Source organism: Saccharothrix hoggarensis (assembly GCF_052936025.1).
In genome coordinates, this window is record NZ_CP193624.1 from 3,393,231 (window position 1) to 3,419,540 (window position 26,310).

Sequence of the window (26,310 nt, forward strand, 5' to 3'; positions counted from 1 at the left end):
GATGGTCGAAATATCCGGTCATCGAACTAAGTGGTTTCGGAGGTCATTCTCCCGTGGACGCGACCCGCCCCCGCACCCGTTGGCTGCTTCCCGCGCTCGTGACGGTCGCGTGGCTGGCGCTCGGCGGGTTCTCCGGCCCGTTCGCGGGCAAGCTGAGCGAGGTCGCGGTCAACGACAGCACCGCGTTCCTGCCCGCCTCCGCCGAGGCCACCGAGGTCTCGGAACAGGTCCGGGCGTTCGGCGACGCGCGAGGCTTGCCCGCGATCGTGGTCGCCGAACGCCCCTCCGGCCTCACCCCGGCCGACCGCGAGTACCTGGGCAACCGGGGTTTCCCGGGCGAGGCGTCGCCGGTGATCCCGTCGAACCGCGACGACCAGGCCGCCCAGGTGGTCATCGCGGTCGACCCCGGCGACCCGGCGGGCGCCGTGGAGGACATCCGGGCGAAGCTGACCGACCCGCCGGACGGGCTCACCGTGCTCGTCACCGGCCCCGCCGCGCAGGTCGCCGACCTGAAGGAGGCGTTCGGCGGCATCGACGGCCTGCTGCTCCTGGTCGCGGGAGCGGTGGTGGCGCTGATCCTCGTGCTGGTCTACCGCAGCCCCCTGCTGCCGCTCGTGGTGCTGCTGTCCGGGGTGTTCGCGCTCGGCGTGGCCAGCCTCGCCGTGTACCTGCTCGCCGACAACGGCGTGCTCGACCTCAACGGCCAGAGCCAGGGCATCCTGTTCATCCTGGTCTTCGGGGCGGCGACGGACTACGCGTTGCTGCTGGTGTCGCGGTTCCGCGAGGAGCTGCGCGACACCGAGGACCGGTTCGAGGCCATGCGGGTGGCGTGGCGGGCCACCATCGAGCCGATCGCCGCGTCGGCGGGCACCGTCGTGCTCGGCGTGCTCTGCCTGCTGTTCAGCGACCTGAACTCGAACAAGGGCCTCGGCCCGGTGGCCGCCATCGGCATCGGCGCGGCCCTGCTGGCCTCGGTGACGTTCCTGCCCGCCGTGCTGGTGCTGCTCGGCCGGTCCGCGTTCTGGCCGCGGCGGCCCAAGCTCGGCTCGGCGCACCCGGAGGCGAGCGGCCTGTGGGCGCGGGTGGCGCGGCTGATCTCCGCCCGACCGCGGGCCACCTGGATCCTCACCACGCTGGTGCTGCTCGTCGGCGTCGCGTTCGTGCCGCAGCTCAAGGCGTCCGGCACGGCCCAGTCGGACGTGTTCCTCACCGACGTCGAGTCGGTCGCCGGGCAGGAGGTGCTGTCCCGGCACTTCCCGGGCGGCACGGGCGCGCCGACGGTGGTGCTGGCCCGCGCGCCGCGTGCGGCGGAGGTGACCGAGGCGGCGGACGTGCCGGGCGTGTCGGAGGTGCGGCCGGCCGGTGAGGCGTCGGGCCTGGTCCGGCTGGACGTCGTGCTGGACGACCCGGCCGACTCCGAGGCGGCGCTGGCGACCGTGCAACGGCTGCGCGAGGCCGTCCGCGCGGTGCCGGACGCCGACGCCAAGGTCGGCGGGCCCACCGCCACGCAGTTGGACACGCAGACCACGTCCGAGCGGGACCGGCTGGTCATCATCCCGATCGTGCTCCTGGTGATCTTCCTGGTGCTGGCGCTGCTGCTGCGCTCGCTGCTCGCGCCGTTGCTGCTCATCGCCACGGTGGTGCTGTCGTTCGGCGCGACCATGGGCGTGGCGGCGCTGGTGTTCAACGGGATCTTCGACTTCCCGGGGGCCGACCCGGTGGTGCCGCTGTTCGGGTTCGTGTTCCTGGTGGCGCTGGGGATCGACTACAACATCTTCCTGATGACGCGGGTCCGCGAGGAGTCCGCCGAGCTGGGCACGCGGGAGGGCGTGCTGCGCGGGCTGACCATCACCGGCGGCGTCATCACGTCGGCGGGCGTGGTGCTCGCGGCGACGTTCTCGGCGCTGGCCGTGCTGCCCATCCTGTTCCTCGCGCAGATCGCGTTCATCGTCGCGTTCGGCGTGCTGCTGGACACGTTCGTGGTGCGGTCCCTGCTGGTGCCGGCGCTGGCGGTGGACGTCGGCCGGCGCGTCTGGTGGCCGTCCCGGCTGGCCCGCGGGAAGGACTGACGCCCGCGTGTCACAACCCCGCCCGCTCGATCGTCCTGTCCACGGGAAGTTCTCACGAGGGAGGACGACGATGAAGGTCGCGGTTGCGGGCGGTACGGGCGTCGCGGGGCGCAGGGTGGTCGAGGAGTTGATGCGGACCGGGCACCAGGAGGTGGTGCTCAGCCGGTCGTGGGGGGTCGACCTCACCACTGGTGAGGGTCTCGACGCGGCGCTGACGGGGTGCGAGGCGGTGATCGACGTGTCGAGCCCGTCCGAGTGGGGCCGTGAGGCGGCGGAGCGGTTCTTCACCGACGTCACCGGGCACCTGCTCGACGCCTCGGCGCGGGCCGGTGTCGGCCACCTGGTGGTGCTGTCGATCGTGGGCGCCGACGTGGTCGACGTCGACCACTACTTCGGCAAGCGGCGCCAGGAGGCGCTGGTGGCGGCCGGGCCGGTGCCGTGGACGGTGCTGCGCGCCACCCAGTTCTTCGAGTTCCCGTCGCAGGTGTTGGCGGGGGCGTCGGGGCCGGTGGCGCGCGTGCCACCCATGCTGTCGCAGCCGGTGTCGACCGCCGAAGTCGCGGCGCGGCTGGTGGAGCTGGCGGTCGGCGAGCCGCAGGGGCACGCCGCTCCGATCGCGGGGCCGGAGCGGTTCCGGCTGGTCGACATGGCGCGCGAGGTCGTGGCGCGGCGGGGTGACGACCTGGTGGTCGAGGAGGCGGACGAGAGGCCCGCCGGCCTCGGCACGGGCGGCCTGTGCCCGCGGGGCGAGTACACCGAGGGCAAGGAGACGTTCGCCGAGTACCTGCGGTCGGTGCGCCCGTGAGCGATCACGCCGACCCGGACCAGGCCGACCGGGACCACACCGGCGCTGAGCCCGCCGACGCTGATGCTCCGGCGTCGGAACGGCTCGTGGAGCTGGCCGACGAGTACACCCGCATCCGGCCGCGGCTGGTCGGCGTCGCGTACTCCCTGGTCGGCACCCTGGCGGAGGCGCAGGACGTCGTGTCGGACTGCTGGCTGCGGCTCGCCGCGGCCGACGAGCAGGAGCCCGTCCGCGACGTCGAGGCCTGGGCCGTGGTGGCGGTGGCCCGCCGGGCGCTGGACGTCCTCCGGTCGGCGAGGGTGCAGCGCGTGGACTACGTCGGCCCGTGGCTGCCGGAACCGCTCGTGGATGGCGCGGACGACCCTGCCGACCGGGTGACGCTGGACGACGCGGTGAGCTTCGCGCTGATGATCGTGCTCGAAACCCTCACCCCCGCCGAGCGCACCACGTGGGTGCTGCACGAGGTGTTCGGGATGACGTTCCCGGAGGTCGCGGAGGTCGTCGGCCGCAGCCCGGCGGCCGTGCGGCAACTGGCCGTGCGGGCACGGGCGCACGTCGCCGCCGGCGCGCCGCGGGTCGACGTGGAGACGGCGGAACACCGCCGCGCGGTCGACGCGTTCGTGCGCGCCGTCGGCGAGGGCGACTTGTCAGGGCTCCTGGCCGTGCTGGACCCGGACGTGCTGCTGACCAGCGACGGCGGCGGCCTGGTCGGCGTGGCGCGGCGGCCGGTCCTCGGCGCGGACCGGGTGGCCCACTTCCTCACCGGCGTGCGGCGCAAGCTGGTCGAGGAGCGGATCGTGCCGCTCACCGTCAACGGCGGTCCCGGTTTCGCCGCGCTCACCGACGCCGCGACGAGGTTCGTCGGCTCCTTCACCGTCCACAACGGACTCGTCACCAGGGTGGACATCGTGGCCGCGCCGGACAAGCTGCCGCGCGAGCTGGGGCTCTAGCGCGTCGGGCGCAGGACCAGGGTGACCACCCGAGCACGCCGCGGTAGCCGGGTCCGGCTCGCGTTCCAAGAGCAGTCCCGGCAAGCGCCACCACCCCGTCGTCGGCGAGGTGGCGGCGTGCGGCGGCGAGCGCGGGCAGTGGCGACGAGGTCCGAGCGGGGACGTTTCGGACTCTGCCAGGGTGGTGTCGAACCTCCGCGAGCCGTGGCCCTGCCCGGCGACCGGGAACGGCCGTGACGCCGGGTCGCGTGGAGTGCCCGCGCGGATTCGCTCCGGATTCGCGGTGGACTGGGCATGGCGCTGGAGCGGATCGGGGGGTAAAAATAGCCAACCAAACTTCGTCCGTGCCTGACCTGGTCGGATTCGTGAGAGCGCTCTCGCATCCGTCGGCAGGCGCGGCGCTCCTACTCCTCACAGAGGCTTGTCAATGACGATGAAGCGCCACGCACGGCCAGAGAGCGCTCCCACGCGCTTGGGGCGGGTGCTCGTTCTCGGCCTGCTCCTGGCCGCGACCGCCACGACGACCGCACCCGCGGTCAGCGCGGACCCGCCCCGGCCCGGCACGTCGGACCTCGGCGTGAACGTCAAGGTCTTCGACCCGAGCATGCCGGTCGGCGAGATCCAGGCGGCCCTCGACGCCACGCACGCCGCCCAGGTCGACAACGAGATGGGCGCGCAGCGGTACGCCTACCTCTTCGAGCCCGGCCATTACGGCACGGCGGAGCAGCCGCTGCACATCAAGGTCGGCTACTACACCGAGATCGCGGGCCTCGGCGCCTCGCCCACGGACGTCGTCATCAACGGCAAGGTGGAGGTCTACAACCGCTGCCTGGCCGACGGCGGCACGGGCAACTGCATCGCGCTGGTCAACTTCTGGCGCACCCTCGGCAACCTGACCATCAACATCAACCCGGCCGGCCAGGACGGGTGCCGGTCGTCCGCCAACTTCTGGGCCGTCTCGCAGGCGGTGTCGCTGCGCCGCCTGAACGTCACCAGCGGCACGCTGTCCCTCATGGACTACTGCACCGCCGGCCCGCAGTACGCCAGCGGCGGCTTCATCGCCGACTCCCGCATGCCGTCGGTCGTCAACGGCTCGCAGCAGCAGTGGCTGACCCGTGACAGCGAGGTCACCAGCTGGTCGAACGGCGTGTGGAACCAGGTGTTCTCCGGCGTCGAGGGCGCGCCGGACGACGCGTCGTTCCCGACCCCGCCGTACACCACGCTCGACACCACCCCGCTGAGCCGGGAGAAGCCGTTCCTGTTCGTGGACGGCTCGGGCGAGTACAACGTCCGCGTCCCGTCCGCGCGCCGCGACACCCGCGGCGTGTCGTGGGCCGACGGCATGACGCCGGGCCGCACCATCCCGCTGACCGACTTCTTCGTGGCGACGCCCGCGGACTCGGTGCAGGACATCAACAACCAGCTCGCGCGCGGCAAGCACCTGCTGATCACGCCGGGCGTGTACGACATCGACCGCAGCAGAGGTCAAGCGCCCCGACACCGTGGTCCTCGGCATCGGCCACGCCACGCTGACCGCCGTCAACGGCGCGACCCCGCTGGACGTCGCCGACGTGCCCGGTGTCGTCGTCGCCGGCGTCACGGTCGACGCGGGCCTGGAGACCTCGCCCGTGCTGGTGCGCGTGGGCAAGCCGAACGGCGACCGCCCGAGCGACCCGGCCAACCCGACGACCCTGTCCGACGTGTACTTCCGCGTCGGCGGCCCGCACGTGGGCAAGGTGGAGACGGCGCTGGAGGTCAACAGCGACAACGTCCTCATCGACCACACCTGGGTGTGGCGGGCCGACCACGGCGTCGAGGGCTTCACCGACACCGAGCGCTGGAACACCAACGTCGGCCTCACCGGCGTCGTCGTGAACGGTGACGACGTCACCGCGACCGGCCTGTTCGTCGAGCACTTCCAGCGGCACAACACCGTCTGGAACGGCGAGCGCGGCACCGTCGTGCTCTACCAGAACGAGCTGCCCTACGACCCGCCGACGCAGGCCGACTGGATGAAGGGCGACGTCGAGGGCTGGGCGGGCTACAAGGTGGGCGACCACGTGCGCGACCACACCCTTTACGGCGGTGGCGTCTACGTGTTCAACCAGAACAACCCGTCCATCCACACGGAGAACGGCTTCGAGGTCCCCGCCACCGAGGGCGTCAAGCTGCACCACATCATGACCGTCAACCTGAGCGCCGGCACCATCGACCACGTCGTCAACGGCGTGGGCGGACCGGCTGACAACAGCAACACCGGCGCGCCGGTGTACGTGGCGGAGTACCCGGCCCCGTAACGACGCCGGACGACCGACCGCGAAGGCCGCGCGAGCGGTGCCCACCCCGATGGGGCACCGCTCGCGCGGCCGTGTCGTCGCAGCGCCCGCTCGTCGCGCGGTCCGGTCAGCCGCAGACCGCGCCGGTGGACGCCGAGCCGACGAGCTTCGCGTACTTCGCCAGCACGCCCCGCTGGTACCGGGCGGGCAACGGCTGCCAGCCCTCGCGCCGGGACGCGAGTTCCGCCGGGTCGACGTCGAGGTCCAACGTGCCGGCCGCGACGTTCAGCGTGATCCGGTCGCCGTCGCGCACGAACGCGATCGGCCCGCCGTCCACGGCCTCCGGCGCGACGTGGCCGACGCACAGCCCGGTCGTGCCGCCGGAGAACCGGCCGTCGGTCAGCAGCAGCACGTCCTTGCCCAGCCCGGCGCCCTTGATGGCGGCCGTGATGGCCAGCATCTCGCGCATGCCCGGCCCGCCCTTGGGGCCCTCGTAGCGGATGACGACCACGTCGCCCGCGGTGATGGTGCCGTTCTCCAGGGCGTCCATCGCCGCGCGCTCGCGGTCGAACACCCGCGCCGTGCCGGTGAACACGTCGGAGTCGAACCCGGCGGACTTCACCACCGCGCCGTCGGGCGCCAGCGAGCCGCGCAGGATCGTGATGCCGCCGGTCCGGTGGATCGGCTGGTCCATCGCCCGCAGCACCGTGCCGTCCGGGTCGGGCGGCGCGATGTCGGCCAGGTTCTCGGCGACCGTGCGGCCGGTGACGGTCAGGCAGTCGCCGTGCAGCAGGCCCGCGTCCAGCAGCGCCTTCATCACCACGGGCACGCCGCCGATGCGGTCGACGTCGGTCATCACGTGCCGGCCGAACGGCTTCACGTCCGCCAGGTGCGGCACCTTCGCGCCGATCCGGGTGAAGTCGTCGAGGCTCAGCTCCACCTCGGCCTCGTGCGCGATGGCGAGCAGGTGCAGCACGGCGTTGGTGGAGCCGCCGAACGCCATCACCACGGCGATGGCGTTCTCGAACGCCTCGCGGGTCATGATCTGCCGGGCCGTGATGCCGCGGCGCAGCATCTCCACCACGGCCTGGCCGGACTTGCGGGCGAACCCGTCCCGCCGCCGGTCCGTCGCCGGCGGCGCGGCGCTGCCGGGCAGCGACATGCCGAGCGCCTCGGCCGCGCTCGCCATCGTGTTCGCCGTGTACATGCCGCCGCACGCGCCCTCACCGGGGCAGATGGCGCGTTCGATCAGGTCGACGTCCTCGCGGCTCATCAGGCCGCGGGCGCACGCGCCGACCGCCTCGAACGCGTCGATGATCGTCACCTCGCGCTCGCTGCCGTCGGTCAGGGTGACCCGGCCGGGCAGGATCGAGCCCGCGTACAGGAACACGCTGGCCAGGTCGAGCCGGGCGGCGGCCATCATCATGCCGGGCAGGGACTTGTCGCAGCCCGCGAGCAGCACCGACCCGTCCAGCCGCTCGGCCTGCATGACGGTCTCCACGCTGTCCGCGATGACCTCGCGCGACACGAGCGAGAAGTGCATGCCCTCGTGGCCCATCGAGATGCCGTCGGACACGGAGATGGTGCCGAACTCCAGCGGGTAGCCGCCGGCGGCGTGCACGCCGTCCTTGCTCGCCTTCGCCAGCCGGTCCAGCGACAGGTTGCAGGGCGTGATCTCGTTCCACGACGAGGCGACACCGATCTGGGGCTTCTCCCAGTCGTCGTCACCCATGCCGACGGCCCGCAGCATGCCGCGGGCCGCGGTGCGCTCCAGCCCGTCGGTGACGTCGCGGCTGCGCGGTTTGATGTCCGGGGTCTCGTTCATGGAGCGAACCTAACGCCACCGCGCCGGTGACGTGGTGCCCAACCCGGTCAGCCGCCGCCTTCGTCGTCGTCGCCGCGCTTGCCGCCGCCCCGCTTGTCGTCCTCGTCGTCGACCTTGTCGCCCTTGCCGTCGTTGCCCAGGCGTTGGGAGGACACGACTTCGTCGGACTCGATCAGCGGCGTGCCGTCCTGGACGACGAGCCGCAGCCGGTGCGACTCGCGGTACCGCCTGCTCTCGGCGCCGGTGAAGTCGATGCCGATGTTGACGGTGTCCGGGCCGGACGCGGTGGGTGGCGAGCTGACGACCAGGTCCTTCACGTCTTTCCAGGACTTCTCGTACTGCTCGCGCCCCTGGGCGCGCAGGCCGGGGCCGAGTCGCGTCCACGCCTGGGCGGGCCGGTCGGGCAGCAGCGCGTAGTAGTCCGCCACGGCCTGCGCGAGCTGTTGCGGGGTGGCCGTGGCCGGGGCAGGGGCGGCGGGCGGCGTCGTGGACGTGCCGCCCGCCGTCGTGGTCGAGGCGGGGCCGCGGTTGCCGCTCAGCGCCACCACCAGGGCGATCAGGCCGACGAGGGCCGCGGCTCCCACGGTGATGAGGCCGACGCGCGGGTTGCGCGCGGGGGCGGGCGGCGGCGGGCCGGCGTGCAGGTCGAGCCGGGTGCCGCCGGGTCTCGCGCCGCCAGGTGCGCCGTCGAACGAGCCGAGGGGCTGGACCAGGGTCGGCCGGGCCGGCGCGGCGCCGGGCCGCCCGCTCACCTGCACCGGTGCGTGCACGACGGTGGGCGGGTCCGCGGGCGACGCGTCGGCGCCCGGCCTTCCGGCCGCGGAAATCCCGCCCTGGGAAGTCCCGGCCGCAGAAGTTCCGGCCGCAGAAGTTCCGCCCTGAGGGGTGCCGCCCGAAGGAGTTCCGCCCGGAGGAGTCCCGCCCGGCGAATTTCCACCCGACGAATGTCCACCCGGGGGAGTTCCGCCCGGTGGCGTTCCGCCGACAGGAATCCCGCTCAGAGGAGTCCCGCCGACAGGAGTTCCGCCCGGCGGGGTCTGGTTCGGCTGGGTCTGGTTCGGCTGGGCCGCGACCGGCAGGCCGTCCGACGGCAGGGTCAGGCCCGCCGCGGTCCGCAGTCGTCGGGCGGCCTCCGCCATGGTCGGCCGGGTGGCGGGGTCGGTGCGCAGCATGTCCAGCAGCACGTCGGTCAGCGGACCGGCCTGCGTCGGCGGCGCGAACCGCCCGGCGGCCACGGCGTGCAGCAGCGCGATGGCGTTGTCGCCGTCGCCGAACGGCGGCCGCCCCTCGACCGCCGCGTAGAGCGTGCCGCCGAGGGCGAAGACGTCGGACGCCGGTCCCGGCTCGCCGCCGCGCGCGACCTCGGGCGACAGGAACGCGGGCGTGCCGGCGAGCAGACCGGTCCTGGTGACGGTGACGTCGCCGACCGCGCGGGCGATCCCGAAGTCGGTGATCTTCGCGGTGCCGTCCTCGGTCAGCAGGATGTTGCCGGGCTTGACGTCGCGGTGCACGATGCCGGCGGCGTGCGCGGCGGTCAGGGCGCCCGCGATCTGCGCGCCGATGGCCGTCACCCGCGCCGGCGGCAGGGTGCCCTGCTCGGCGATCAGCTCGGCCAGGGTCCGCGCGACCAGGAACTCCATGACGAGCACCGGCCGGCCGTCCTCTTCGACGACGTCGTGCACGGTGACCGCGTTCGGGTGCTGCAACCGGGCCGCGATGCGCCCCTCGCGGGCCGCGCGGCGCACCGCCTCGACGGGGTCGGAACCCTCGGGCACGACGAGCTGCTTGAGCGCCACGCCGCGGTCCAGGCGTTCGTCGACCGCCTGCCACACGACGCCCATCGCACCGGCTCCCACGCGCCTGCGCAGCCGGTACCGCCCGGCCACCAGACGCCCCGCGTCCATCACCCGCACCCCGTCCTTCCCGGCACCACGGACCACCGGTCCACGCCGCGCGGACAACCCTACGGCCCTCGGGGCGCGCGCGGATCAGGCGTCGGGCGCCGTGCGGGCCAGGTACACGGTGGCGGTCGCGTCGCGCTGCTGGAGCGGGTTGGGGAAGCGGACGACCTCGGCGTCGACCCGGTCGAAGTGGTCGGCGAGCACGGCGGTGTAGTCGTCGTCCGGCGGGTCGTTGGACCAGAGGGCGAACACGCTGCCGGGGTGCAGCCGGGCGGCGAGGCGGCGCGCGCCGTCGGGCTCGTAGAAGTCGGCGTTGCCGGGGTGCAGCAGGTGGCGCGGCGAGTGGTCGATGTCGACGATGATCGCGTGGAAGCGCCGGCCGGGCGTGCCGGGGTCGAGCCCGTCGTCCGACCGCGAGAGCGCGAAGAAGTCGCCGTGGACGAGGGTGCAGCGCGGGTCGGCGGCCATCGCCGCGCCACCGGGCAGGAGGCCCTGCTCGTGCCACTCGATGACCTCGCCGAGCGCGTCGACGACCCGCATCGAGCGCACGTTCGGGTTCTCCAGCACGGTCCGCGCGGTGTAGCCGAGCCCGAGCCCGCCGACGACCACGTCCAGCGGCGCGGGCATGCCCGCGAGCGCCAGCCGCGCCATCTCCTCCTCGGCGACGGTGAACAGGCTGGACATCAGGAACTCGTCGTTGAGCTTGATCTCGTGGACCTCGCGGTCGAAGACCGGGTCCCAGCGACGGCGCAGGACGAGTTCGCCCAGAGCGGTCTGCCGCCAGTCGAGTTCCTGGAAACGCGCGTTCATCCGGATCGCCTCCGAGTCGGTTGCCGCCGTGCGGGCGGCCGCGCCGCCGGGTCGGGCGCCAGTGCCACCAGGTCGTCGGGCGCGGACAGCCGCCACGCCTCGAAGACCAGTTCCGACAGCTCGTCCGCCTCGATGCCCGCCAAGTACACGACGACCCAGCCGAAGCCGCCCGCCGTGAACTGCTCCTCGAAGACGTCCGGCCGCTCCGACACCAGCGCCAGCTGCTCGGACAGCGTCTGCTTCAGCCCGACGGTCTGCGTCCGCGGCCAGTAGTAGCCGAACCGCTTGCCGCGCACGCTGAACGTCGTGTACTGCCCGCTCTCCGCGCGCTCGACGTCGGCCAGGGCGTCCACGATCCGGAAGAACTCGTCACTCAGCACAGCCACCGCGCCCCCAGGTATGTCCGAACCCCCGCAGTCTAGGTCGCACGCCCCGGCCGCCCCGACTCGCTCGGCCCGGACCCGATCGGCCCGGACCCGAGCGGTCCCGGCTTCGGCGGCACGGACTTCAGCGACACGACCGCCGCGAGACCGCCCAGCGCGGCGAGGACGGTGAAGACGGCCGGGTAGCCGCCGAGGGCGCCGGCGAGCGCGGACGCCGCCCACGGCGCGATCGCGGCGGTGACGGCGAACGGCGCGTGGACGAGCGCGCTGAGCCGTCCGTAGTGGGCGGTGCCCCAGCGGTCGGTGACGGCGGTGGCGTGGACGAGCGTGAAGATCCCCCGGAAGGCCCCCGCCAGGACGGCGACGGCGATCAGCAGGGCCGCCGGTCCGGGGACGAGTCCCAGGAGGAGGGTGGTGCCGGCGGCTCCGAGCAGGACGAACGCGGTCCGGGTCCGCACGTCGGTCCGGGCGGCCAGGCGACCGTAGGCGAGGCGGCCGACGACCTGCCCGGCGCCGCCCAACCCGAGCGCCCACGCGGCGGCCGTCGTGGAAAGCCCCCGTTCGGCGAACAGCGGCACGAGCGGGACGATGACCCCGTACACGCCCAGCGCGGCCAGGCTCAGCGCGACCACGAGCAGCGCGAACGGCCGGCTGCGGGCGATCGCGGTCGGTCGGCGCGTCTCCGCCGTGACGGGGGCCTCGGGCCAGGGGAGCCGGAGCCCGAACAGGTGCGCGGGCACGGTCAGCACCGCCAGCACCCCGGCGAGCACCAGGTACGTGGCCCGCCAGCCGAGGTGCGACTCCAGCACGTCGGTGAGCGGCGCGAAGACCGTGCTCGCGAGCCCGCCCGCCAGGGTCACGGCGGTCAGCGCGGCCACGCGGCGCTCGCCGTCGTGCCAGCGGGTGAGGGCGGCGAACGCCGGCTGGTAGAGCACACCCGCCATGGCGACGCCGGCGAGCACCCACCCCGCGTAGAACCACGGGAGCGCTCGCGCCGACGCGACCACCGCCAGGGACGCCACGGCCAGCAGCGACCCGACCGTCATCACCAGGCGCGGCCCGTGCCGGTCGAGCAGCCTGCCCACGGGCACCCCGCCGACCGCGGCGAGCAGCTGCGACACCGAGAACGCGCCGACCACCACCGGGGTCGACCAGCCCGTGCCGGCCACGACGGACGGGGTGAGCACCGGGAAGCCGTAGACCAGCACGCCCCAGCCGGTGATCTGGGTCAGGCACAGGACGAGCAGGACCCGGCGTCCCCCGATGACGCCGGGTCGGGTCGCCTCAGCCCCGAGCACCCGGGGCCGTCAGCGTCAGCTCCGCCACCCGCGGGCCGCCGCAGCAGCCCGCGTCCGCCGGCCCCGCCACGTCGGCGGCCGGCTCGGCCACCCCGCACGCGCCGGTCCCCGGCTCGGCCACGTCGAACACGCCGGACCCGCCGCACACCCCGGTCTCCGGCAACGTCAGCTCGACGTTCGCCGCGGCCTCGTGGTCGCCCGCGATCTCGGCGACGACGCTGCGGACCTGCTCGTAGCCGGTCAGGGCGAGGAACGTCGGCGCGCGGCCGTAGCTCTTCATACCCACAAGGTAGACACCGGGCTCCGGGTGGCGGAGCTCGTTCGCGCCGTGCGGGTACACGGTGCCGCAGGAGTGCGCGTTCGGGTCGATGAGCGGCGCGAGCCTGGTCGGCGCCTGCAACACCGGGTCCAGGTCGAGCCGCACCTCCGACAGCCACGAGTGGTCCGGTCGGAACCCGGTCAGCGCGACGACCTCGTCCACCGGGTCGAGGCGGCGCCCGTCCTGCGACACCAGGACCAGCCGGTCGCCGTCGCGCTCGACGGCCGCCGTGCGGAACCCGGTGACCACGTCGACGTGCCCGGCCCGCACGGCCTCCCGCGCCCGGAGCCCCAACGCGCCGCGGGCCGGCAGCTGGTCGGCCTCGCCGCCGCCGAACACCGCGCCCACCGCGCCCCGGCGCAGCAGCCACGTCACGTGCGTGCCGGGGTGCCGGGCCGCGAGGCCGGTCAGCGCGACCAGGGCGGTGAGCGCCGAGTGCCCGCTGCCCGCCACGACGATCCGCTTGCCCGCGTACCGCCCGGCGTCGCCGACGACGTCCGGCACGCGGTAGCCGATCCGGTCGGCCGCCGCCCGCTCGCCCACCGCGGGCAGCCCGTCGCCGCCCAGCGGGTTCGGCCCGCCCCACGTGCCCGACGCGTCCACCACGGCGCGGGCGGTGATCCGCCCGCCGTCCTCGACGTGCACGGTCAGCGGCTCGCTGTCGCGGCCCGCGTCCACGACCCGGTCACGGCCGCGGCGGGCCACGCCGACCACCCGCGCGTTCACGCGGACGTGGTCGCCGAGAGCGTCGGCCAGCGGCGCGAGGTACCGCGCGACCCACTCCTCGCCGGTGGGGTGGGCGTCGGGGTCGGGCGCCCGCCACCCGGTGCGCTCCAGCAGGCGGCGCGCGGCCGGGTCGGCCAGCTCCGACCACCGCGAGAACAGGCGGACGTGACGCCAGCGCGCCACCGCGGCCCCCGCCCGCGGGCCGGCTTCCAGCACGACCGGCGTCATCCCGCGCTCCAGCAGGTGCGCCGCCGCCGCCAACCCGACCGGACCCGCGCCCACCACGACCACCGGCTCGTCCATCGGACACCCCATTCATCGACATAGCTCGATCTAACGAGCGAGAATGTATCGAACCCGGTCGATTGAGGCAACCATCGGTGTTTGTCGATACTCTTGGCTCATGACGACGACGCTCCCCGTGCCCGGCCTCGCGCCCGAGGACGCCACCACCTACGCCGAGTGGTTCGCCTGCCTGGCCGACCCGACCAGGGTGCGGCTGCTGCACACCGTCGCCACCCACCCCGGCGAGATGACCGTCGGCGCGCTCACCGAGGCCGTCGGCATCAGCCAGTCCACGTGCTCCCACCACCTGCGCAAGCTCGCCGACGTGGGGTTCGTCCGGCTGCGCAAGGAGGGCACCGCGACGCTCGTGTCGGTCAACCCGGCGTGCTGCACCGGCCTGCCGCACGCCGCCGACGCCGTCATGGGCACGATCGTCACCCGGCCGTGCTGCCCCGCGGACCTGCCCGCCGACGTCACCGTCCGCGCCCTGCGCGAGGACGACTGGGCCGACGTGCGCCGCGTCTACGCCGAGGGCATCGCCACCCGCAACGCCACGTTCGAGACCGAGGCGCCCAGCCGCCGCACGCTGGAGGCCAAGTGGCTGCCCGAGCACCGATGGGTCGCCGAGATCGACGGCCGGGTGGCCGGCTGGGCCGCCGCCACGCCCGTGTCCAACCGCGAGTGCTACTCCGGCGTCGCCGAGACCTCCGTCTACGTCGGCGACGGGTTCCGCGGCCGCGGCGTCGGCAAGGCGTTGCTCCACCGGCAGGTGACGGCGGCCGACGAGGGCGGCCTGTGGACGCTCCAGACCGCGATCTTCCCGGAGAACCGGGCCAGCATCGCCCTGCACCACTCGGCCGGCTTCCGCACGGTGGGCGTCCGCGAGCGCATCGCGCGGCACCACGGCGTGTGGCGCGACACCGTCATGCTCGAACGCCGCAGCCGGTCGGAGTCGGCGCCGACCTGCTGACCGGCCGCGGATGCCCCCGATCGAGGGGCGGCCCGACGTGCGGCGGCGGTCCGGCGGGGTGACACTGGGCGTGAAGGTCCGTCTACAAGGGACGGTCGCATGCCGTTGCGCGCCGAGTCCGGTTTCCCCGAGCTGATCCGGCCCGTGCTGGCCTCGTCCGGGGGCGTGCCCGACGGGACCGGGTGGGCGTTCGAGTTCAAGTGGGACGGTGTCCGCGCGATCACCTACGCGCGCGGCGGCCGGGTGCGGGCGATGACCCGCAACGACCTCGAGGTCGCCGCCACCTACCCGGAGGTCAGGGCGCTCACCGCGCTCCTGGGCGACCGCGACGCCGTGCTCGACGGGGAGATCGTCGCGCTGGGCGAGGGCAGGCAGCCCGACTTCGGCCGGCTGCAGTCCCGGATGCACGTCGCCCGCCCCGGCGCCGACCTGATCGCCCGCGTGCCCGTCGTGTACTACGTGTTCGACCTCCTGCACCTCGACGGCCGCTCGCTGCTCGGCGAGCCGTACTCGACGCGGCGGCACGAGCTCGCGGGCCTCGGGCTGGGCGGCCGGGCCGAGGTGCGGGTGCCGCCCTCGTTCCGCGACGTCGACGGCCGGGACGTGCTGGCGGTCGCCGAGGAGTACGGGCTGGAGGGCGTGGTCGCCAAGCGCGTCTCGTCCCGGTACGAGCCGGGTCGGCGGTCGCCGGCGTGGGTGAAGGTGCCGCTGGTGCGCACCCAGGAGGTGCTGATCGGCGGCTGGCGCCCCGGCGACGGGCGGCGCGCGGGCACGGTCGGGTCGCTGCTGCTCGGCGTGCTGACCGACGACGGGCTGCGGTACGTGGGCAAGGTCGGCACCGGCTTCACGCACGCGGCGCTGGTCGACCTCCAGGACCGGCTGGGCCCGCTGGCCGTGCCGAAGTCGCCGTTCGCGGGCCCCGTGCCGCTCGACCACGCCCGCCGCGCGCACTGGGTGCGGCCGGAACTGGTCGGCGAGGTCGAGTACCGCACGTGGACCGCGGACGGCCGGTTGCGGCACTCGTCGTGGCGCGGCCTGCGCCCCGACAAGGACCCCGGCGACGTGCGGATGCCACCGCCCGGGTGACCGCCGGTCAGCCCAGGTAGGAGCCGACGACCTTGGTGAACCGGGCGGGGTCGTCCAGCCACGGGAAGTGCCCGGCGCCCTCCTGCGTGACCAGGGTGGCGTCCCGCCACAGCGCGGCGAACTCCGCCACGACGGCCGGCGGCGCGCTCACGTCGACCGCGCCGGCGAGCACCAGGACCGGCCCGTCGAACGCGGCGAGGCCCGCCCTGGTCGCCTCCGGGTCGAACGCGCCGTCCGCGCCGAACGCGGCGGCCACCTGCGGGCGTCGCCGCTGCTCCATGTCCGAGTGGTGGGCGCGCGCCGCACCGTCCCACCGGCCGTAGGTGAGCGGCGCGATGCCCAGCCAGTCCTCGGGGGTGGCGCGTCCGGCCGTCACCGCCTCGAACGCCTCCCGCGCCGGGCCGAACCACGGCTCGGCCTCCCGCCGCAGGACGACCTCGCGCCGCGTCTCGCTGGTGGGGGTGATGCCGACGCCGATCACGCTCGGCGTCACCATGACGACCTTGCCCACCCGTTCCGGCCGGCGGGTCGCGTACGCCGCGGCGACGTTCGCGCCCGCGCTGTGCGCGAGCAGGTCCACCCGGTCGAGGCCGAGGTGGTCCCGCAGCGCCTCCACGTCGTCGGTCAGGCGGTCGCAGCGGCACGACGTGAGGTCGCGCGGCGTCTGCGAGCTGCCGGTGCCCCGGTAGTCGACCAGCACCAGCTGCCGGCGCCGCGACAGGCCGCCCAGGTCCCCGAGATAGGCGGAATCGAGCATCGGGCCGCCCGCCAGGCAGATCACCGGCCGCCCGTCCCCGACCACGTGGTAGGCGAGCCTGGTTCCGTCACGCGCTACGAGGTCCGGCACGAATGGATCATCGCAGCCGGGCGCCGCCTCCCACAATCGGCTTTGGCGCGTCGTGTCGGTGGCCGCCGTCGGCGTCCGCCACCGCCGGCCGGGGTACCGAGTTGGCCGTCACCACCGGGGCGCGCTCAGGCGCAGCAGGCCGAGCACGGTGGTCAGCCGGGGCAGCGCGGCGACGGGTTCGTGCACCCACGTCACGGGGCCGTCCGCGGTGACGCTCGGCGGCAGCGGCAGGTAGCGGCCGCCGTCGACCAGCCGCACGCGCGGCGGCAGCACGGGCACGGCCACGCCCGCGGTGTCCACCAGGAAGGCCCACCGGTCGACCGACAACGCCAACGCCGGCAGCACGGCGTCCACCCGCGCGCCGACGTGGGCGCTCACCACGAGCCCCGCGATGCCGTGCCCGGTGGGCAGGTGGATGTTGCCGTCGCACAGGACCAGCGGCCGGCGCCTGCCGATGGCGAGGGCGAGGCGTTCCACGGTCGCGCGCAGCTGGTCGGCGTAACGGGTGGCGGCACACGCGGCTGAGTCGTCCATCGATCCCCATCCTTCGCGGAAGTGCTCCACCACGGGGTTCGGCGCCGGGTGCCACGCCGGTTCGGCCACCCGGTCAGGTGACCGGCGCGCGGGACGGGGGAGCGCGGCTTAGCGTGGCGGCCGTGTCGGTGCGGTTCAGCGAGTCGATCATCACGGTGGTGCTGTTCGCGCTGCTGCTGCCGGTCGTGGTGCTGCCCTGGGTGCACCGGCAGTACCGGCGGTACGGGCGGCTGCGCGGGTGGTCGGCGGCGGTGGCGGCGGGCAGCGCGCTGTACGGGTGCGGGCTGATCGCGTTCACGCTGTTCCCGCTGCCGACCGTGACCGAGGGGTTCTGCCCGGACCGGTCGCCGCGCGACTACTGGCAGACGCGGCCGTTCGCGTCGCTGGACGACATCGCCGCCGCCGGGTTCTCGCCGACCAGCCCGGCGTTCCTCCAGGTGGCGCTGAACGTGGTGCTGTTCGTGCCGCTGGGTTTCCTGCTGCGCTACCGGTTCCGCCGTGGACTGGCGGCGACGACGGCGTTGGGGCTGTTCGTGTCGCTCGCCGTGGAGGTCACCCAGGGGACGGCGGCGTTCGGCCTCTACCCGTGCCCGTACCGGGTGGCCGACGTGGACGACCTGATGACGAACACGGCGGGCGCGGTGGTGGGCTGGCTGGTCGCGTGGCGGGTCGGCCGCGCGCTGCCGGCGGCCGTGCCCGAACCCGTCGCGGACACCGGGCCGCCCGGACTGCTCCGCCGCGGCCTGGCGTTCGCGGGCGACCTGCTCACCCTGTCGCTGGCCCAGATCGGCTGCCGGGTCGTCCTCGCGCTGATCGGCGCGGGCACCGGGACGACGTGGCTCACCGACCTCGCGCGGTCCGACTGGTTCGGGATCGTGCTGGGGATCGTGGCGCCGGTGGTGGCGACGGTCGTCGTGCCGTTGCTGCGCGCCGACCGCGCCACGCCGGGGCAGGCGGTGTTCCACATCGCCCCGGTCGACGCGCGCACCGGCGACGCGGCGTCCGCGCGGTCGGTGGTGGTGCGGTTCGCGGTGTGGTGGCTGCCGGTGCTGCTGCTGTTCTCCGCGGGGTGGGGCGGTGTCGTGCCGGTGGCGGCCGTCGTGGTCGGGCTGGCCGCGCGGGCGCGCCGTGATCGGCGCAGCGTCGTCGGTCTGGTGGCGGGCACCCGCACGGCCACGCGACAGGAACGCGTCGGCGCGAGGGTGGCATAGGACGCGTCGGCCCGACGACGGCGTAGGACCGCGTCAGTGCCCGGCGGTGTAGGACCGTGTCGGTGCGCCCGCGGTGTAGGACGGTGTCGGTGCGCCAGCGGTTCCGGACCGCGTCGGCGTGCCGATGGTGACACCGGGAGTCCTCGGTTACTCCGCGGTGACCCGGTGACTTCGAAGTGCCTTCTTCCGCGTGTGCGCGTGGTCGCTGATCATGCGTTTACACACTTGAGGAACCCAACGTGCCCAACGGAAACCGCCCGCGCGGCGCTGCCGGCACGCCCTCGAATCCCCGGAAGGAAGCCCGCTGACGTGTCCACGACACCGCAGAGCCCACCCGTCGACGGTGGCGTCACCCGCATGAGCGCCCGTGCCCGCGCACTGCTGTTCGTGCTGTGCGGCTCGATCTTCCTCGAAGGCGTCGACGTCTCGATGCTGGGCGTCGCGCTCCCCGCGATCCGCGCCGACCTCGGCATGGCGCCCGGCGAGCTCCAGTGGGTCGTCAGCGCCTACGTGCTCACCTACGGCGGCTTCATGCTGCTGGGCGGGCGCGCCGCCGACCTCCTCGGCCGCCGCCGCATGTTCGTCTTCTGGCTGGCCGTGTTCGTCGTGTTCTCCGGCCTCGGCGGCCTGGCGACCGACGGCTGGATGCTCATCGCGTCCCGCGCCGTGACCGGCCTCGCCGCCGCCTTCATGACGCCCGCCGGCCTGTCCCTGATCACCACCAGCTTCGCCGAAGGACCCGTGCGCAACCGCGCGCTGCTCTGGTACGCGGGCACGGCGGCGGGCGGGTTCTCGCTGGGCCTGGTCGTCGGCGGCCTGCTGACGGCCCTGGGCTGGCGGTGGGTGTTCTTCGCGCCCGTCATCCTCGCCGCGATCATCCTCGTGCTGGCGGTCAAGCTCATCGAGCGCGACGAGCCGCCGCGGCGCGTCCCCGGGCAGAAGTACGACGTGGTCGGCGCGATCACGGTGACCCTGGGCGCGGTCGGCGCGGTCTACACGATCGTGATGGCGCCCGAGGTTACGGTGGGGGAGACCGCGGTGACGGCGGCGGTCAGCGCCGCGCTGCTGGTGGCGTTCGTGGTCGTGGAACGGAGGTCGAGCGCGCCGCTGGTCCGGCTCGGCTTGTTCCGCGGCGCGAACCTCGTGCGCGCGAACCTCGCCACCGTCCTGTTCGCCGGGTCGTTCGTCGGGTTCCAGTTCACCACCGTGCTGTACCTGCAGGACCTGCGCGGCTGGACGGCGCTGGAGACGGGCGTCGCGCTGCTCGTCGTCGGCATCGACTCGATCCTCGCGCCGACGGTGACGCCGAAGCTGGTCGACCGGTTCGGCAACCACAAGGTCATGCTCGTCGGCCTGCTGCTCGCGGTCGTCGGCTACGCGCTGTTCCTCGGCATCCCCGCCGACGCGGGCTACTGGACTGGCGTGTGCCCGACCATGGTGCTGCTCGGCCTGGCGTTCACGCTGGTCTACGGCCCGCTCACGATCGTCGCCGTGGAAGGCGTCGCGGACGAGGAGCAGGGCCTCGCGGGCGGGGTCTGGAACACCTCGTTCCAGTTCGGCGGCGCGCTCGGGCTGGCCGGGGCGGCGTCGCTCAGCGCGGCGGCGGGCACCGGCGAGGGCGCGATGCTCACCGGCTTCCACCACGCGTACCTGCTGCCGGTGATCGCGACCGGGGTCGCGGTGCTGATCGTGGCGAGCGGGTTGGCGCGCCGGAAGGCGGCCGGGGCCCCGACCGCCGATCCCGCCGCGCAGGCGGTGAGCTGACGCGTCGGGCCGGTCACCCCACCAGGGGGCGTGGGGTGACCGGCCCGACGTTCGTCCACAGTGGTCGGACGGGCGCGGTCACAGCGGTGCGTTGCCGTGCTTGCGGCGTGGCGGCTCGGCCCGCTTGTCCCGCAGCACGGCGAGTCCGCGCGCGATCGCGGCACGCGTCTCCACCGGGTCGATCACGTCGTCCACCAGCCCGTGCTCGGCCGCGTGGTACGGGTGCATCAGCTCCGACCGGTAGTCCTCGACCAGCGCCGCCCGCAACCGCGCCGGGTCGTCCGACGCGGCCAGTTCCCGGCGGTGCAACAGGTTCACCGCGCCCTCCGGGCCCATCACCGCGATCTCGTTCGTCGGCCAGGCCAGCGACAGGTCCGTGCCGACCGAGCGGGAGTCCATCACGATGTACGCGCCGCCGTACGCCTTGCGCAGGATCACCTGTACCCGCGGCACGGTCGCCTCGCAGTACGCGTACAGCAGCTTCGCGCCGTGCCGGATCGCGCCGCCCAGCTCCTGCTCCGTGCCCGGCAGGAAACCGGGCACGTCCACCAGCGACACCAGCGGGATGCCGAACGCGTCGCAGAACCGCACGAACCGGGCCGCCTTCTGCGACGCGCTGATGTCCAGCACGCCCGCCAGCACGACCGGCTGGTTGCCGACCACGCCGACCACGTGGCCGTCGATCCGCGCCAACGCGCACACCACGTTCCGCGCCCAGTGCTCGTGCACTTCGAGGTAGTCCCCGTCGTCCACGACCTCGGCGAGCACGGACCGGATGTCGTAGGGCCGGTTCGGCTCCACCGGCACGATCTCCGCCAGCCGCGGCCGGTAGTCGGTCTCCGCCCCGCACGGGGGCAGCGCGGGCGGCGGCACGAGGTTGTTGTCCGGCAACAACGACAGCAGCTCGCGCACGCCTTCGAGGCAGGACTCCTCGTCGTCGTGGACGAACGACGCCACACCGGAACGCGACCCGTGCACGTCCGCGCCGCCGAGGTCGGCGTGGCTGACCCGCTCGCCGGTCACCTGCGCCACGATGTCCGGCCCGGTCAGGTACATCTGCGCGGTGTCGCGCACCATGAACGTGAAGTCGGCCAACGCGGGGGAGTAGGCCGCGCCGCCCGCCGACGGGCCCAGCACCACCGCGATCTGCGGGATCACGCCGGACGCGGCCACCTGGCGGCGGAAGATGCCGCCGTAGCCGTGCAGCGCCAGCACACCCTCCTGGATGCGGGCGCCGCCGCTGTCGTTCAGCGCGACGATGGGGGACCCGGTGGCCACCGCGAGGTCCATCACCTTCTGGATCTTCGCCGCGTGCTGCGCGCCGAGCGACCCGCCCGAGATGGTGAAGTCCTGCGCGTACACGAAGACGCGGCGGCCGTCCACGGTGCCCGAGCCCGCCACCACGCCGTCCGTGTGCGGCCCGCCCCCCGCGCCGCGCCGGTACAGGTCGACCTCGACGAACGACCCGACGTCCAGCAACAGGTCCAGCCGCTCTCGCGCGGTCCGCTTGCCCAGGCGGTGCTGCCGCTCCACCGCCTCCCGCCGCCCCGCGGCGATCCGCGAGCGCCGCCGGCCGTGCTCCTCGCGCAGCTCCGCCATGCTCGGCCCGGTCCGCTCGACCGCCGCGGCGCCGCCCTGCTCCGGCACCAACCCGATCGGGGCCAGGTCCACTTCGGACGTGCTCATCCACGCACCACCCGGCCGCGGTGCCCGGGTGCGCCGGCGCGCGGCCCGGGGACGGGCTCCACGACGTCACCCCGTCGTGCGCCCAGCGGCGGCCGGGCGGGTCTGGCGCCGGGGCGGACCGCCTTCTTCTCCGACATCTCCGGTGATCCCCTCGTCTCGGCGTGGCCGACGTCGTCGCCGCCACGCTCCACAACGGACCTGTCCCGGTCGGGATGCCCCCGACTGCAACGGGATATGCCGTCCTCGCCCTCCACCATCGGGTAATGCGCTCGTCACGTGATCCCGATGATCGGGCGGTCACCGGCCCGGGGGACGACGACGGGCCCGGAGCCGTCGCCGACTCCGGGCCCGTCGCGGTGGTCGCGTCAGAACGCCTGGTTCGCGAACCCCCGGCGCGCCGCCGCGGACAGGAACGTCTGCCAGGCCGCGCTGCTGGTGTGCGGGTCACCCGTCACGCCGAGGCGCGACTTGGCGGTCGTGAACGCGCTCTGGGTCTTCGGACCCCAGATGCCGTCCACCACCAGACCGGAGCTCATGAAGTTGTTGCACAACGACTGGACGAACTTGACGTCGCTCTCCGAACCCGTGACGCAGCGGACCGGCAGGCCGCCGAAGTCGGAGTGGATGTGGTCGGCGTGGGCGGCGTTGTACCAGCCGTCCAGCACGTACCGGAACCGCCGCCGGCAGACCGCGTCGACCGCCAGGTACCGCCGCCGGGTGGCGAGGGTGCCGGACGCGTGGTGCTGGTCCAGCGGGGACGACACCTGGCCGCCGCTCCACTGGACGTAGTCGAGGTCCATCGCCGTGCCCGCGCCGTGCTCGCCGGGCTTGTTGACGTAGAAGCCCGCCGACACCAGGTAGGTGATGCTGCCGTACGCCGACGACAGCGACCGCAGGTCCCTGATCCACAGCACCAGGCTGTCGTAGAACGCCTGGGTGGCCTGCCAGTTGCGCAGGGTCGTGTTGCCGCGGCCCGACCGCCAGTAGTAGACGGGGGTGCCGTCGATCCGGCTGAACGTGATCATCGGGTCGCCTCCGCGGTGATCAGCCGGCCGCCGGTGAGCCAGCCGGTGCGGGTGCCGGCGACACCCAGGGCCTTCGCGTCCGCCGGCACGGCCGGACGGGTCCGGTCCGCGTCGAGCACGCCGGCGAGCGGGGTGGCGTCGACCACCTCGTTGCCGACCCAGTGCACGCGGTCGCCGATCTGGGCGAGGCCGCGCACCGCGACACCGTCCAGCCGGGGGCGCGCGGTCCACGTGACGCCGTCGGGCGACGTGTGCAGGACCGTGCCGGAGAGGTCGACGGCGGCGGCGATCCAGCCGCCGGTCGTGGCGGTGACGGCGGTGGCCGTCAGCCCGTCGGTCCACTCCAGGCCGCGCAGCGGGACGGTGGTCCACGTGCCCGACGGGGTGCGCCGGGCGGCGATGCGGACCACCGAAGCGCGTTCGTGCTTCACGACGGAGCCGAGCGCGAGGCCGTCGCCGACCGCGGTGAACTCGGACCGCACGCCGTGCAGGCGGCGCACTTCGCGCCAGGTGACGGCGTCGGTGGACTCCCAGACGGCCGCGACCGGGTCGCCGGCGAGGGCGCCGACCGCGATCGCGCGGGTGCCGTCGCCGGTGACGTCGACCAGGTCGGCGCCCGCGAGCCCGGACGTGATCCGCACGGACCCGCCTTCGTCGAGGAGCACCCAGTGGCCGTCCTGGCGGGTGAGGAGCAGGGTGGCGCCGTCGGGCGCGGTGAACACGCCCGCGGTGTGGTTGGTGGTGTCTGCCGTGTCCGGTGTGTCGCCCGACGCGGGAGCCGCGTGGGCCGGTAGTGCGCCGGCGAGCGCCGCGGTAGCGGCGGCACCCAGCACGAACGTTCGCCGATCGAGCACGTCAGTCCTTTCGAGGCAGGGGGAAGTGCTGACGTGGCACAGGGCCGGTTGGAAGGTTTCCAACCCAAAGTATTGGGTCGGCCGACCATTGCGGCAATGGTCCGTTCCGCCCAACCGTCAACCTCGGACCGGATGAGGATGGGGTGGAGCCCCGATGGCGGTGGACGCCGCGAGGTTCGGCAGTCCGATGACAAGCTGCCGTCCAAACCCGACCCGGTCACCGGCGCGCTGTGGCACGAGGACTTCCACGAGGCGGTCGGCGGCGCCGCGGGCGCGATGGATCGAGGCCGCGGACGCGCTCGGCGACGAGCCCGTCAAGACCGCCACCGGCCACCCCGTCGGCGACGAGGTCCACCCGGAGCGGGACGGGGGGCCGGAGGGCGAGGTCGACCCGGCGATGTCCGCCGTGCTCGCCGTCGTGGCCATCGCCCACCGCATCAAGACCCCGGCGGGCCGGGAGGACTGAGGTACGATCCGGGTGTTCGCGACTGGCGTGCCGAGGGTGGGAACGACCACCGGGGAGCGTTTCGCCGAATCGCACCGCGCGCCTGGGTGCTACGGCAGCGCCCCCGCGCGCGTGGAGGTCGTCGTGCACGAACCCGCCATCCCCTCGCTCACCGGCACGGACCCCGAGGTCGCCCGGCTGGTCCAGGCGGAGGCCCGCCGCCAGTTCGAGAAGATCCGCCTGATCGCCTCCGAGAACTACGTCTCGACCGCCGTCCTCGAAGCCACCGGCTCCGTGCTGACCAACAAGTACTCCGAGGGCTACGCCGGCCGCCGGTACTACGAGGGCCAGCAGGTCGTCGACCCGATCGAGGAACTGGCCGTCGCCCGCGCCAAGTCCCTGTTCGGCGCCGACCACGCCAACGTCCAGCCGTACTCGGGCTCGCCCGCGAACCTCGCCGTCTACCTGGCGTTCCTGAACCCCGGCGACACCGTCATGGGCATGGCGCTGCCCGCCGGCGGCCACCTCACCCACGGGTGGAGCGTCTCGGCCACCGGCAAGTGGTTCCGCAGCGTCCAGTACGGCGTCCGCAAGGAGACCGGCGTGGTGGACCTGGACGAGGTCCGCGACCTGGCCCGCGCGGAACGCCCGAAGGTGATCTTCTGCGGCGGCACGGCCATCCCGCGCACCATCGACTTCCCGGCCTTCGCCGAGATCGCCGAGGAGGTCGGCGCCGTCCTCGCGGCCGACATCGCCCACATCGCGGGCCTCGTCGCGGGCGGCGCGCACCCGTCACCCGTCGGGCACGCCCACGTGATCACCACCACCACCCACAAGACCCTGCGCGGCCCGCGCGGCGCAATGATCCTCACCGACGCCGCCCACGCGAAGCCGATCGACAAGGCCGTGTTCCCCGGTCTGCAGGGCGGACCGCACAACCACACCACCGCCGCCATCGCGGTCGCGCTCGGCGAGGCGTCGGAGCCGTCCTTCGGCCTGTACGCGCACGCCGTCGTGCAGAACGCCCGCGCCCTGGCGGCGGCGCTGCTCGACCGCGGGTTCGACCTGGTGTCCGGCGGCACCGACAACCACCTGGTGCTCGTGGACCTGACGTCCAAGGCCATCGGCGGCAAGCCCGCCGCCAAGGCCCTCGACCGGGCGGGCATCGAGGCGAACTACAACACGGTGCCGTTCGACCCGCGCAGGCCGTTCGACCCGTCCGGCGTGCGGCTCGGGACGGCCGCCATCACCACCCGCGGCCTGACCGCCGAGCAGATGCCGGCGATCGCCGAGTGGATCGACCGGGCGGTCCGGTCGGCGGACGACGAGGGGGCGCTCGACCGCATCGCCGCCGAGGTCGCCGAGCTGATGGCGGGCTACCCGATGCCCGGCTGGGCGTAGCGGACGACGTCGGCCAGCCGCGCCACGTCCGCCCGGAACGTCTCGTGCCGCAGGGTGAGCGGCGGGGCCGGGCGTGGCGCGGCGGTCGCCGGCAGCTGGTCGGCGGGCAGCACCGCCCCGTCGACCAGCACCGGGACCACGGGCACGGCGCGTTCCGCGGCCCGTGCCACCTCCGTCCGCATCGAGTCGGTCGGCGCCCAGTCCGGCCCGACGACGGCCAGCAGCACGTCGCACTCGCCGACGTCGCCGACCACGGACCGGCCGATGTCGTCCAGCCGGTCGGCGATGCGGCCCGCGAGGTGGAGGTCCTGCGGCCGGCGGTAGCTGAGGAACAGGCGCGCGGACCGACGGGCGGGCGCCAGGTCGATGCCGGCCAGCGCGGCGAACGCCCGGTCCCGCACGTCCACGACGTCGAGCCCGTACCCGGCGAGCAGGTCCACCACGGCGGCCTCGCCCTCGGCCAGCACGCCCAGCAGCAGGTGCCCGGTGTCGACGTGCCGGTGTCCCAGCGCCAGCGACTCCCGCACGGCCAGCGCCAACGCCCGCTTCGCGCCCGCCGTGAACGGCAGGTGGCCGGGCTCCGGGCCGACGCCCTGCCCGTGCGCCGCGCGGACGCGGTCCCGGCACCCCGGCAGGGCCACCCCGCACGCGGCCAGCACCGACGCCGCCGCGCCGCCCTCGCCGACCAACCCCAGCAGCAGGTGCTCGGTGCCGATGGCGGTGTGGCGGAACCGCCGCGCCTCCTGGAGGGCCGCCACGGACACCCGCCGCGCGCGGTCGGTGAACCGCGAGTTGACCCCGTGGGGGTTGCCCCTGTCGGACACCGGTGCCCTCCGTGCG

General features: G+C 74.2%; 24 protein-coding genes and 1 riboswitch. Of the genes, 10 read left to right on the forward strand and 14 right to left on the reverse strand.

Annotated elements, in window-relative coordinates:
- The first annotated feature begins 53 nt into the window (after positions 1–53).
- From ACRAKH_RS15685 to sigJ, 3 genes are all read left to right on the forward strand, one after another.
- Positions 54–2,069 (forward strand): MMPL family transporter, encoded by a 2,016-nt coding sequence (locus ACRAKH_RS15685; RefSeq protein WP_380723080.1) that lies wholly within the window; start codon positions 54–56, stop codon positions 2,067–2,069.
- Between the two features lie 70 nt (positions 2,070–2,139).
- Positions 2,140–2,874: an SDR family oxidoreductase gene (locus ACRAKH_RS15690; RefSeq protein ID WP_380723078.1), complete on the forward strand. Its 735-nt coding sequence runs from the start codon at positions 2,140–2,142 to the stop codon at positions 2,872–2,874.
- Positions 2,871–3,824 (forward strand): RNA polymerase sigma factor SigJ, encoded by a 954-nt coding sequence (gene sigJ, locus ACRAKH_RS15695; protein WP_380723076.1) that lies wholly within the window; start codon positions 2,871–2,873, stop codon positions 3,822–3,824. The genes ACRAKH_RS15690 and sigJ overlap by 4 nt, the downstream gene beginning before the upstream one ends.
- An 816-nt stretch (positions 3,825–4,640) precedes the next feature.
- Here the strand turns inward: sigJ and ACRAKH_RS15700 are convergent.
- Both ACRAKH_RS15700 and ACRAKH_RS15705 read right to left on the reverse strand, forming a co-directional pair.
- Positions 4,641–4,838 carry a hypothetical protein gene (locus tag ACRAKH_RS15700; protein WP_380723074.1) on the reverse strand — a complete coding sequence of 66 codons (198 nt, stop codon included), beginning with the start codon at positions 4,836–4,838 and terminating at the stop codon, positions 4,641–4,643.
- A gap of 3 nt (positions 4,839–4,841) precedes the next feature.
- A complete protein-coding gene (locus ACRAKH_RS15705) occupies positions 4,842–5,294 on the reverse strand; it encodes a hypothetical protein (RefSeq protein WP_380723072.1) in 453 nt (150 codons plus the stop codon).
- Positions 5,295–5,326: 32 nt separating this feature from the next.
- Here ACRAKH_RS15705 and ACRAKH_RS15710 point away from each other — a divergent pair, with 32 nt between their 5' ends.
- Positions 5,327–6,121 carry a hypothetical protein gene (locus tag ACRAKH_RS15710; protein ID WP_380723070.1) on the forward strand — a complete coding sequence of 265 codons (795 nt, stop codon included), beginning with the start codon at positions 5,327–5,329 and terminating at the stop codon, positions 6,119–6,121.
- Between the two features lie 106 nt (positions 6,122–6,227).
- Here the strand turns inward: ACRAKH_RS15710 and ilvD are convergent, their stop codons facing one another.
- The 6 genes from ilvD to ACRAKH_RS15740 form a co-directional block, all read right to left on the reverse strand.
- Positions 6,228–7,925, reverse strand: coding sequence for a dihydroxy-acid dehydratase (gene ilvD / locus ACRAKH_RS15715; RefSeq protein WP_380723068.1), 1,698 nt, complete (start codon positions 7,923–7,925; stop codon positions 6,228–6,230).
- 47 nt (positions 7,926–7,972) lie between these two features.
- Positions 7,973–9,829 carry a protein kinase domain-containing protein gene (locus ACRAKH_RS15720; protein WP_447009901.1) on the reverse strand — a complete coding sequence of 619 codons (1,857 nt, stop codon included), beginning with the start codon at positions 9,827–9,829 and terminating at the stop codon, positions 7,973–7,975.
- A gap of 84 nt (positions 9,830–9,913) precedes the next feature.
- Positions 9,914–10,636, reverse strand: coding sequence for a spermidine synthase (locus ACRAKH_RS15725; protein ID WP_380730035.1), 723 nt, complete (start codon positions 10,634–10,636; stop codon positions 9,914–9,916).
- Positions 10,633–11,022 (reverse strand): MmcQ/YjbR family DNA-binding protein, encoded by a 390-nt coding sequence (locus ACRAKH_RS15730; RefSeq protein WP_380730037.1) that lies wholly within the window; start codon positions 11,020–11,022, stop codon positions 10,633–10,635. The genes ACRAKH_RS15725 and ACRAKH_RS15730 overlap by 4 nt, the downstream gene beginning before the upstream one ends.
- Positions 11,023–11,054: 32 nt before the next feature.
- Complete coding sequence (locus tag ACRAKH_RS15735; protein WP_380730039.1) at positions 11,055–12,317, reverse strand: MFS transporter; 1,263 nt, start codon at positions 12,315–12,317, stop codon at positions 11,055–11,057.
- Positions 12,304–13,665: an FAD-dependent oxidoreductase gene (locus ACRAKH_RS15740; RefSeq protein ID WP_447009902.1), complete on the reverse strand. Its 1,362-nt coding sequence runs from the start codon at positions 13,663–13,665 to the stop codon at positions 12,304–12,306. Before ACRAKH_RS15740 ends, ACRAKH_RS15735 begins: the two co-directional genes overlap by 14 nt.
- A 100-nt stretch (positions 13,666–13,765) precedes the next feature.
- Here ACRAKH_RS15740 and ACRAKH_RS15745 point away from each other — a divergent pair, with 100 nt between their 5' ends.
- The gene (locus tag ACRAKH_RS15745) at positions 13,766–14,617 is read left to right on the forward strand and encodes a helix-turn-helix domain-containing GNAT family N-acetyltransferase (protein WP_380729007.1); all 852 of its coding nucleotides are present in this window, start codon (positions 13,766–13,768) and stop codon (positions 14,615–14,617) included.
- A gap of 99 nt (positions 14,618–14,716) precedes the next feature.
- A complete protein-coding gene (gene ligD / locus ACRAKH_RS15750) occupies positions 14,717–15,703 on the forward strand; it encodes a non-homologous end-joining DNA ligase (RefSeq protein ID WP_380729005.1) in 987 nt (328 codons plus the stop codon).
- Between the two features lie 7 nt (positions 15,704–15,710).
- Here ligD and ACRAKH_RS15755 read toward each other — a convergent pair whose 3' ends face one another.
- Together ACRAKH_RS15755 and ACRAKH_RS15760 are read right to left on the reverse strand one after the other, a co-directional pair.
- Positions 15,711–16,550 (reverse strand): alpha/beta fold hydrolase, encoded by an 840-nt coding sequence (locus ACRAKH_RS15755; RefSeq protein WP_380729003.1) that lies wholly within the window; start codon positions 16,548–16,550, stop codon positions 15,711–15,713.
- A gap of 108 nt (positions 16,551–16,658) precedes the next feature.
- Complete coding sequence (locus ACRAKH_RS15760; RefSeq protein ID WP_380729001.1) at positions 16,659–17,084, reverse strand: hypothetical protein; 426 nt, start codon at positions 17,082–17,084, stop codon at positions 16,659–16,661.
- Between the two features lie 122 nt (positions 17,085–17,206).
- Here ACRAKH_RS15760 and ACRAKH_RS15765 point away from each other — a divergent pair, with 122 nt between their 5' ends.
- A complete protein-coding gene (locus tag ACRAKH_RS15765; RefSeq protein WP_380728999.1) occupies positions 17,207–18,295 on the forward strand; it encodes a VanZ family protein in 1,089 nt (362 codons plus the stop codon).
- A gap of 309 nt (positions 18,296–18,604) precedes the next feature.
- On the forward strand, positions 18,605–20,059 hold the full coding sequence (locus tag ACRAKH_RS15770) for an MFS transporter (RefSeq protein ID WP_380728997.1): 1,455 nt from the start codon (positions 18,605–18,607) through the stop codon (positions 20,057–20,059).
- 78 nt (positions 20,060–20,137) lie between these two features.
- Here the strand turns inward: ACRAKH_RS15770 and ACRAKH_RS15775 are convergent, their stop codons facing one another.
- From ACRAKH_RS15775 to ACRAKH_RS15785, 3 genes are all read right to left on the reverse strand, one after another.
- Positions 20,138–21,745 (reverse strand): acyl-CoA carboxylase subunit beta, encoded by a 1,608-nt coding sequence (locus ACRAKH_RS15775; RefSeq protein WP_447009903.1) that lies wholly within the window; start codon positions 21,743–21,745, stop codon positions 20,138–20,140.
- Positions 21,746–22,110: 365 nt separating this feature from the next.
- Positions 22,111–22,770, reverse strand: a complete 660-nt coding sequence (locus ACRAKH_RS15780) for an extensin family protein (protein ID WP_380730007.1) — start codon at positions 22,768–22,770, stop codon at positions 22,111–22,113.
- A complete protein-coding gene (locus tag ACRAKH_RS15785) occupies positions 22,767–23,624 on the reverse strand; it encodes a hypothetical protein (RefSeq protein ID WP_380730010.1) in 858 nt (285 codons plus the stop codon). The genes ACRAKH_RS15780 and ACRAKH_RS15785 overlap by 4 nt, the downstream gene beginning before the upstream one ends.
- A gap of 187 nt (positions 23,625–23,811) precedes the next feature.
- On the opposite strand from ACRAKH_RS15785, the gene ACRAKH_RS15790 reads away from it, so the two are divergent.
- Together ACRAKH_RS15790 and ACRAKH_RS15795 are read left to right on the forward strand one after the other, a co-directional pair.
- On the forward strand, positions 23,812–24,090 hold the full coding sequence (locus ACRAKH_RS15790; protein ID WP_380730012.1) for a hypothetical protein: 279 nt from the start codon (positions 23,812–23,814) through the stop codon (positions 24,088–24,090).
- Between the two features lie 8 nt (positions 24,091–24,098).
- Positions 24,099–24,185, forward strand: a riboswitch (ZMP/ZTP riboswitch).
- Positions 24,186–24,213: 28 nt separating this feature from the next.
- Positions 24,214–25,470 carry a serine hydroxymethyltransferase gene (locus tag ACRAKH_RS15795; RefSeq protein WP_380730014.1) on the forward strand — a complete coding sequence of 419 codons (1,257 nt, stop codon included), beginning with the start codon at positions 24,214–24,216 and terminating at the stop codon, positions 25,468–25,470.
- Here ACRAKH_RS15795 and ACRAKH_RS15800 read toward each other — a convergent pair.
- Positions 25,446–26,294 (reverse strand): Clp protease N-terminal domain-containing protein, encoded by an 849-nt coding sequence (locus tag ACRAKH_RS15800; protein ID WP_447009904.1) that lies wholly within the window; start codon positions 26,292–26,294, stop codon positions 25,446–25,448. The two genes, ACRAKH_RS15795 and ACRAKH_RS15800, sit on opposite strands and share 25 nt — an antisense overlap.
- Positions 26,295–26,310: the final 16 nt, after the last annotated feature.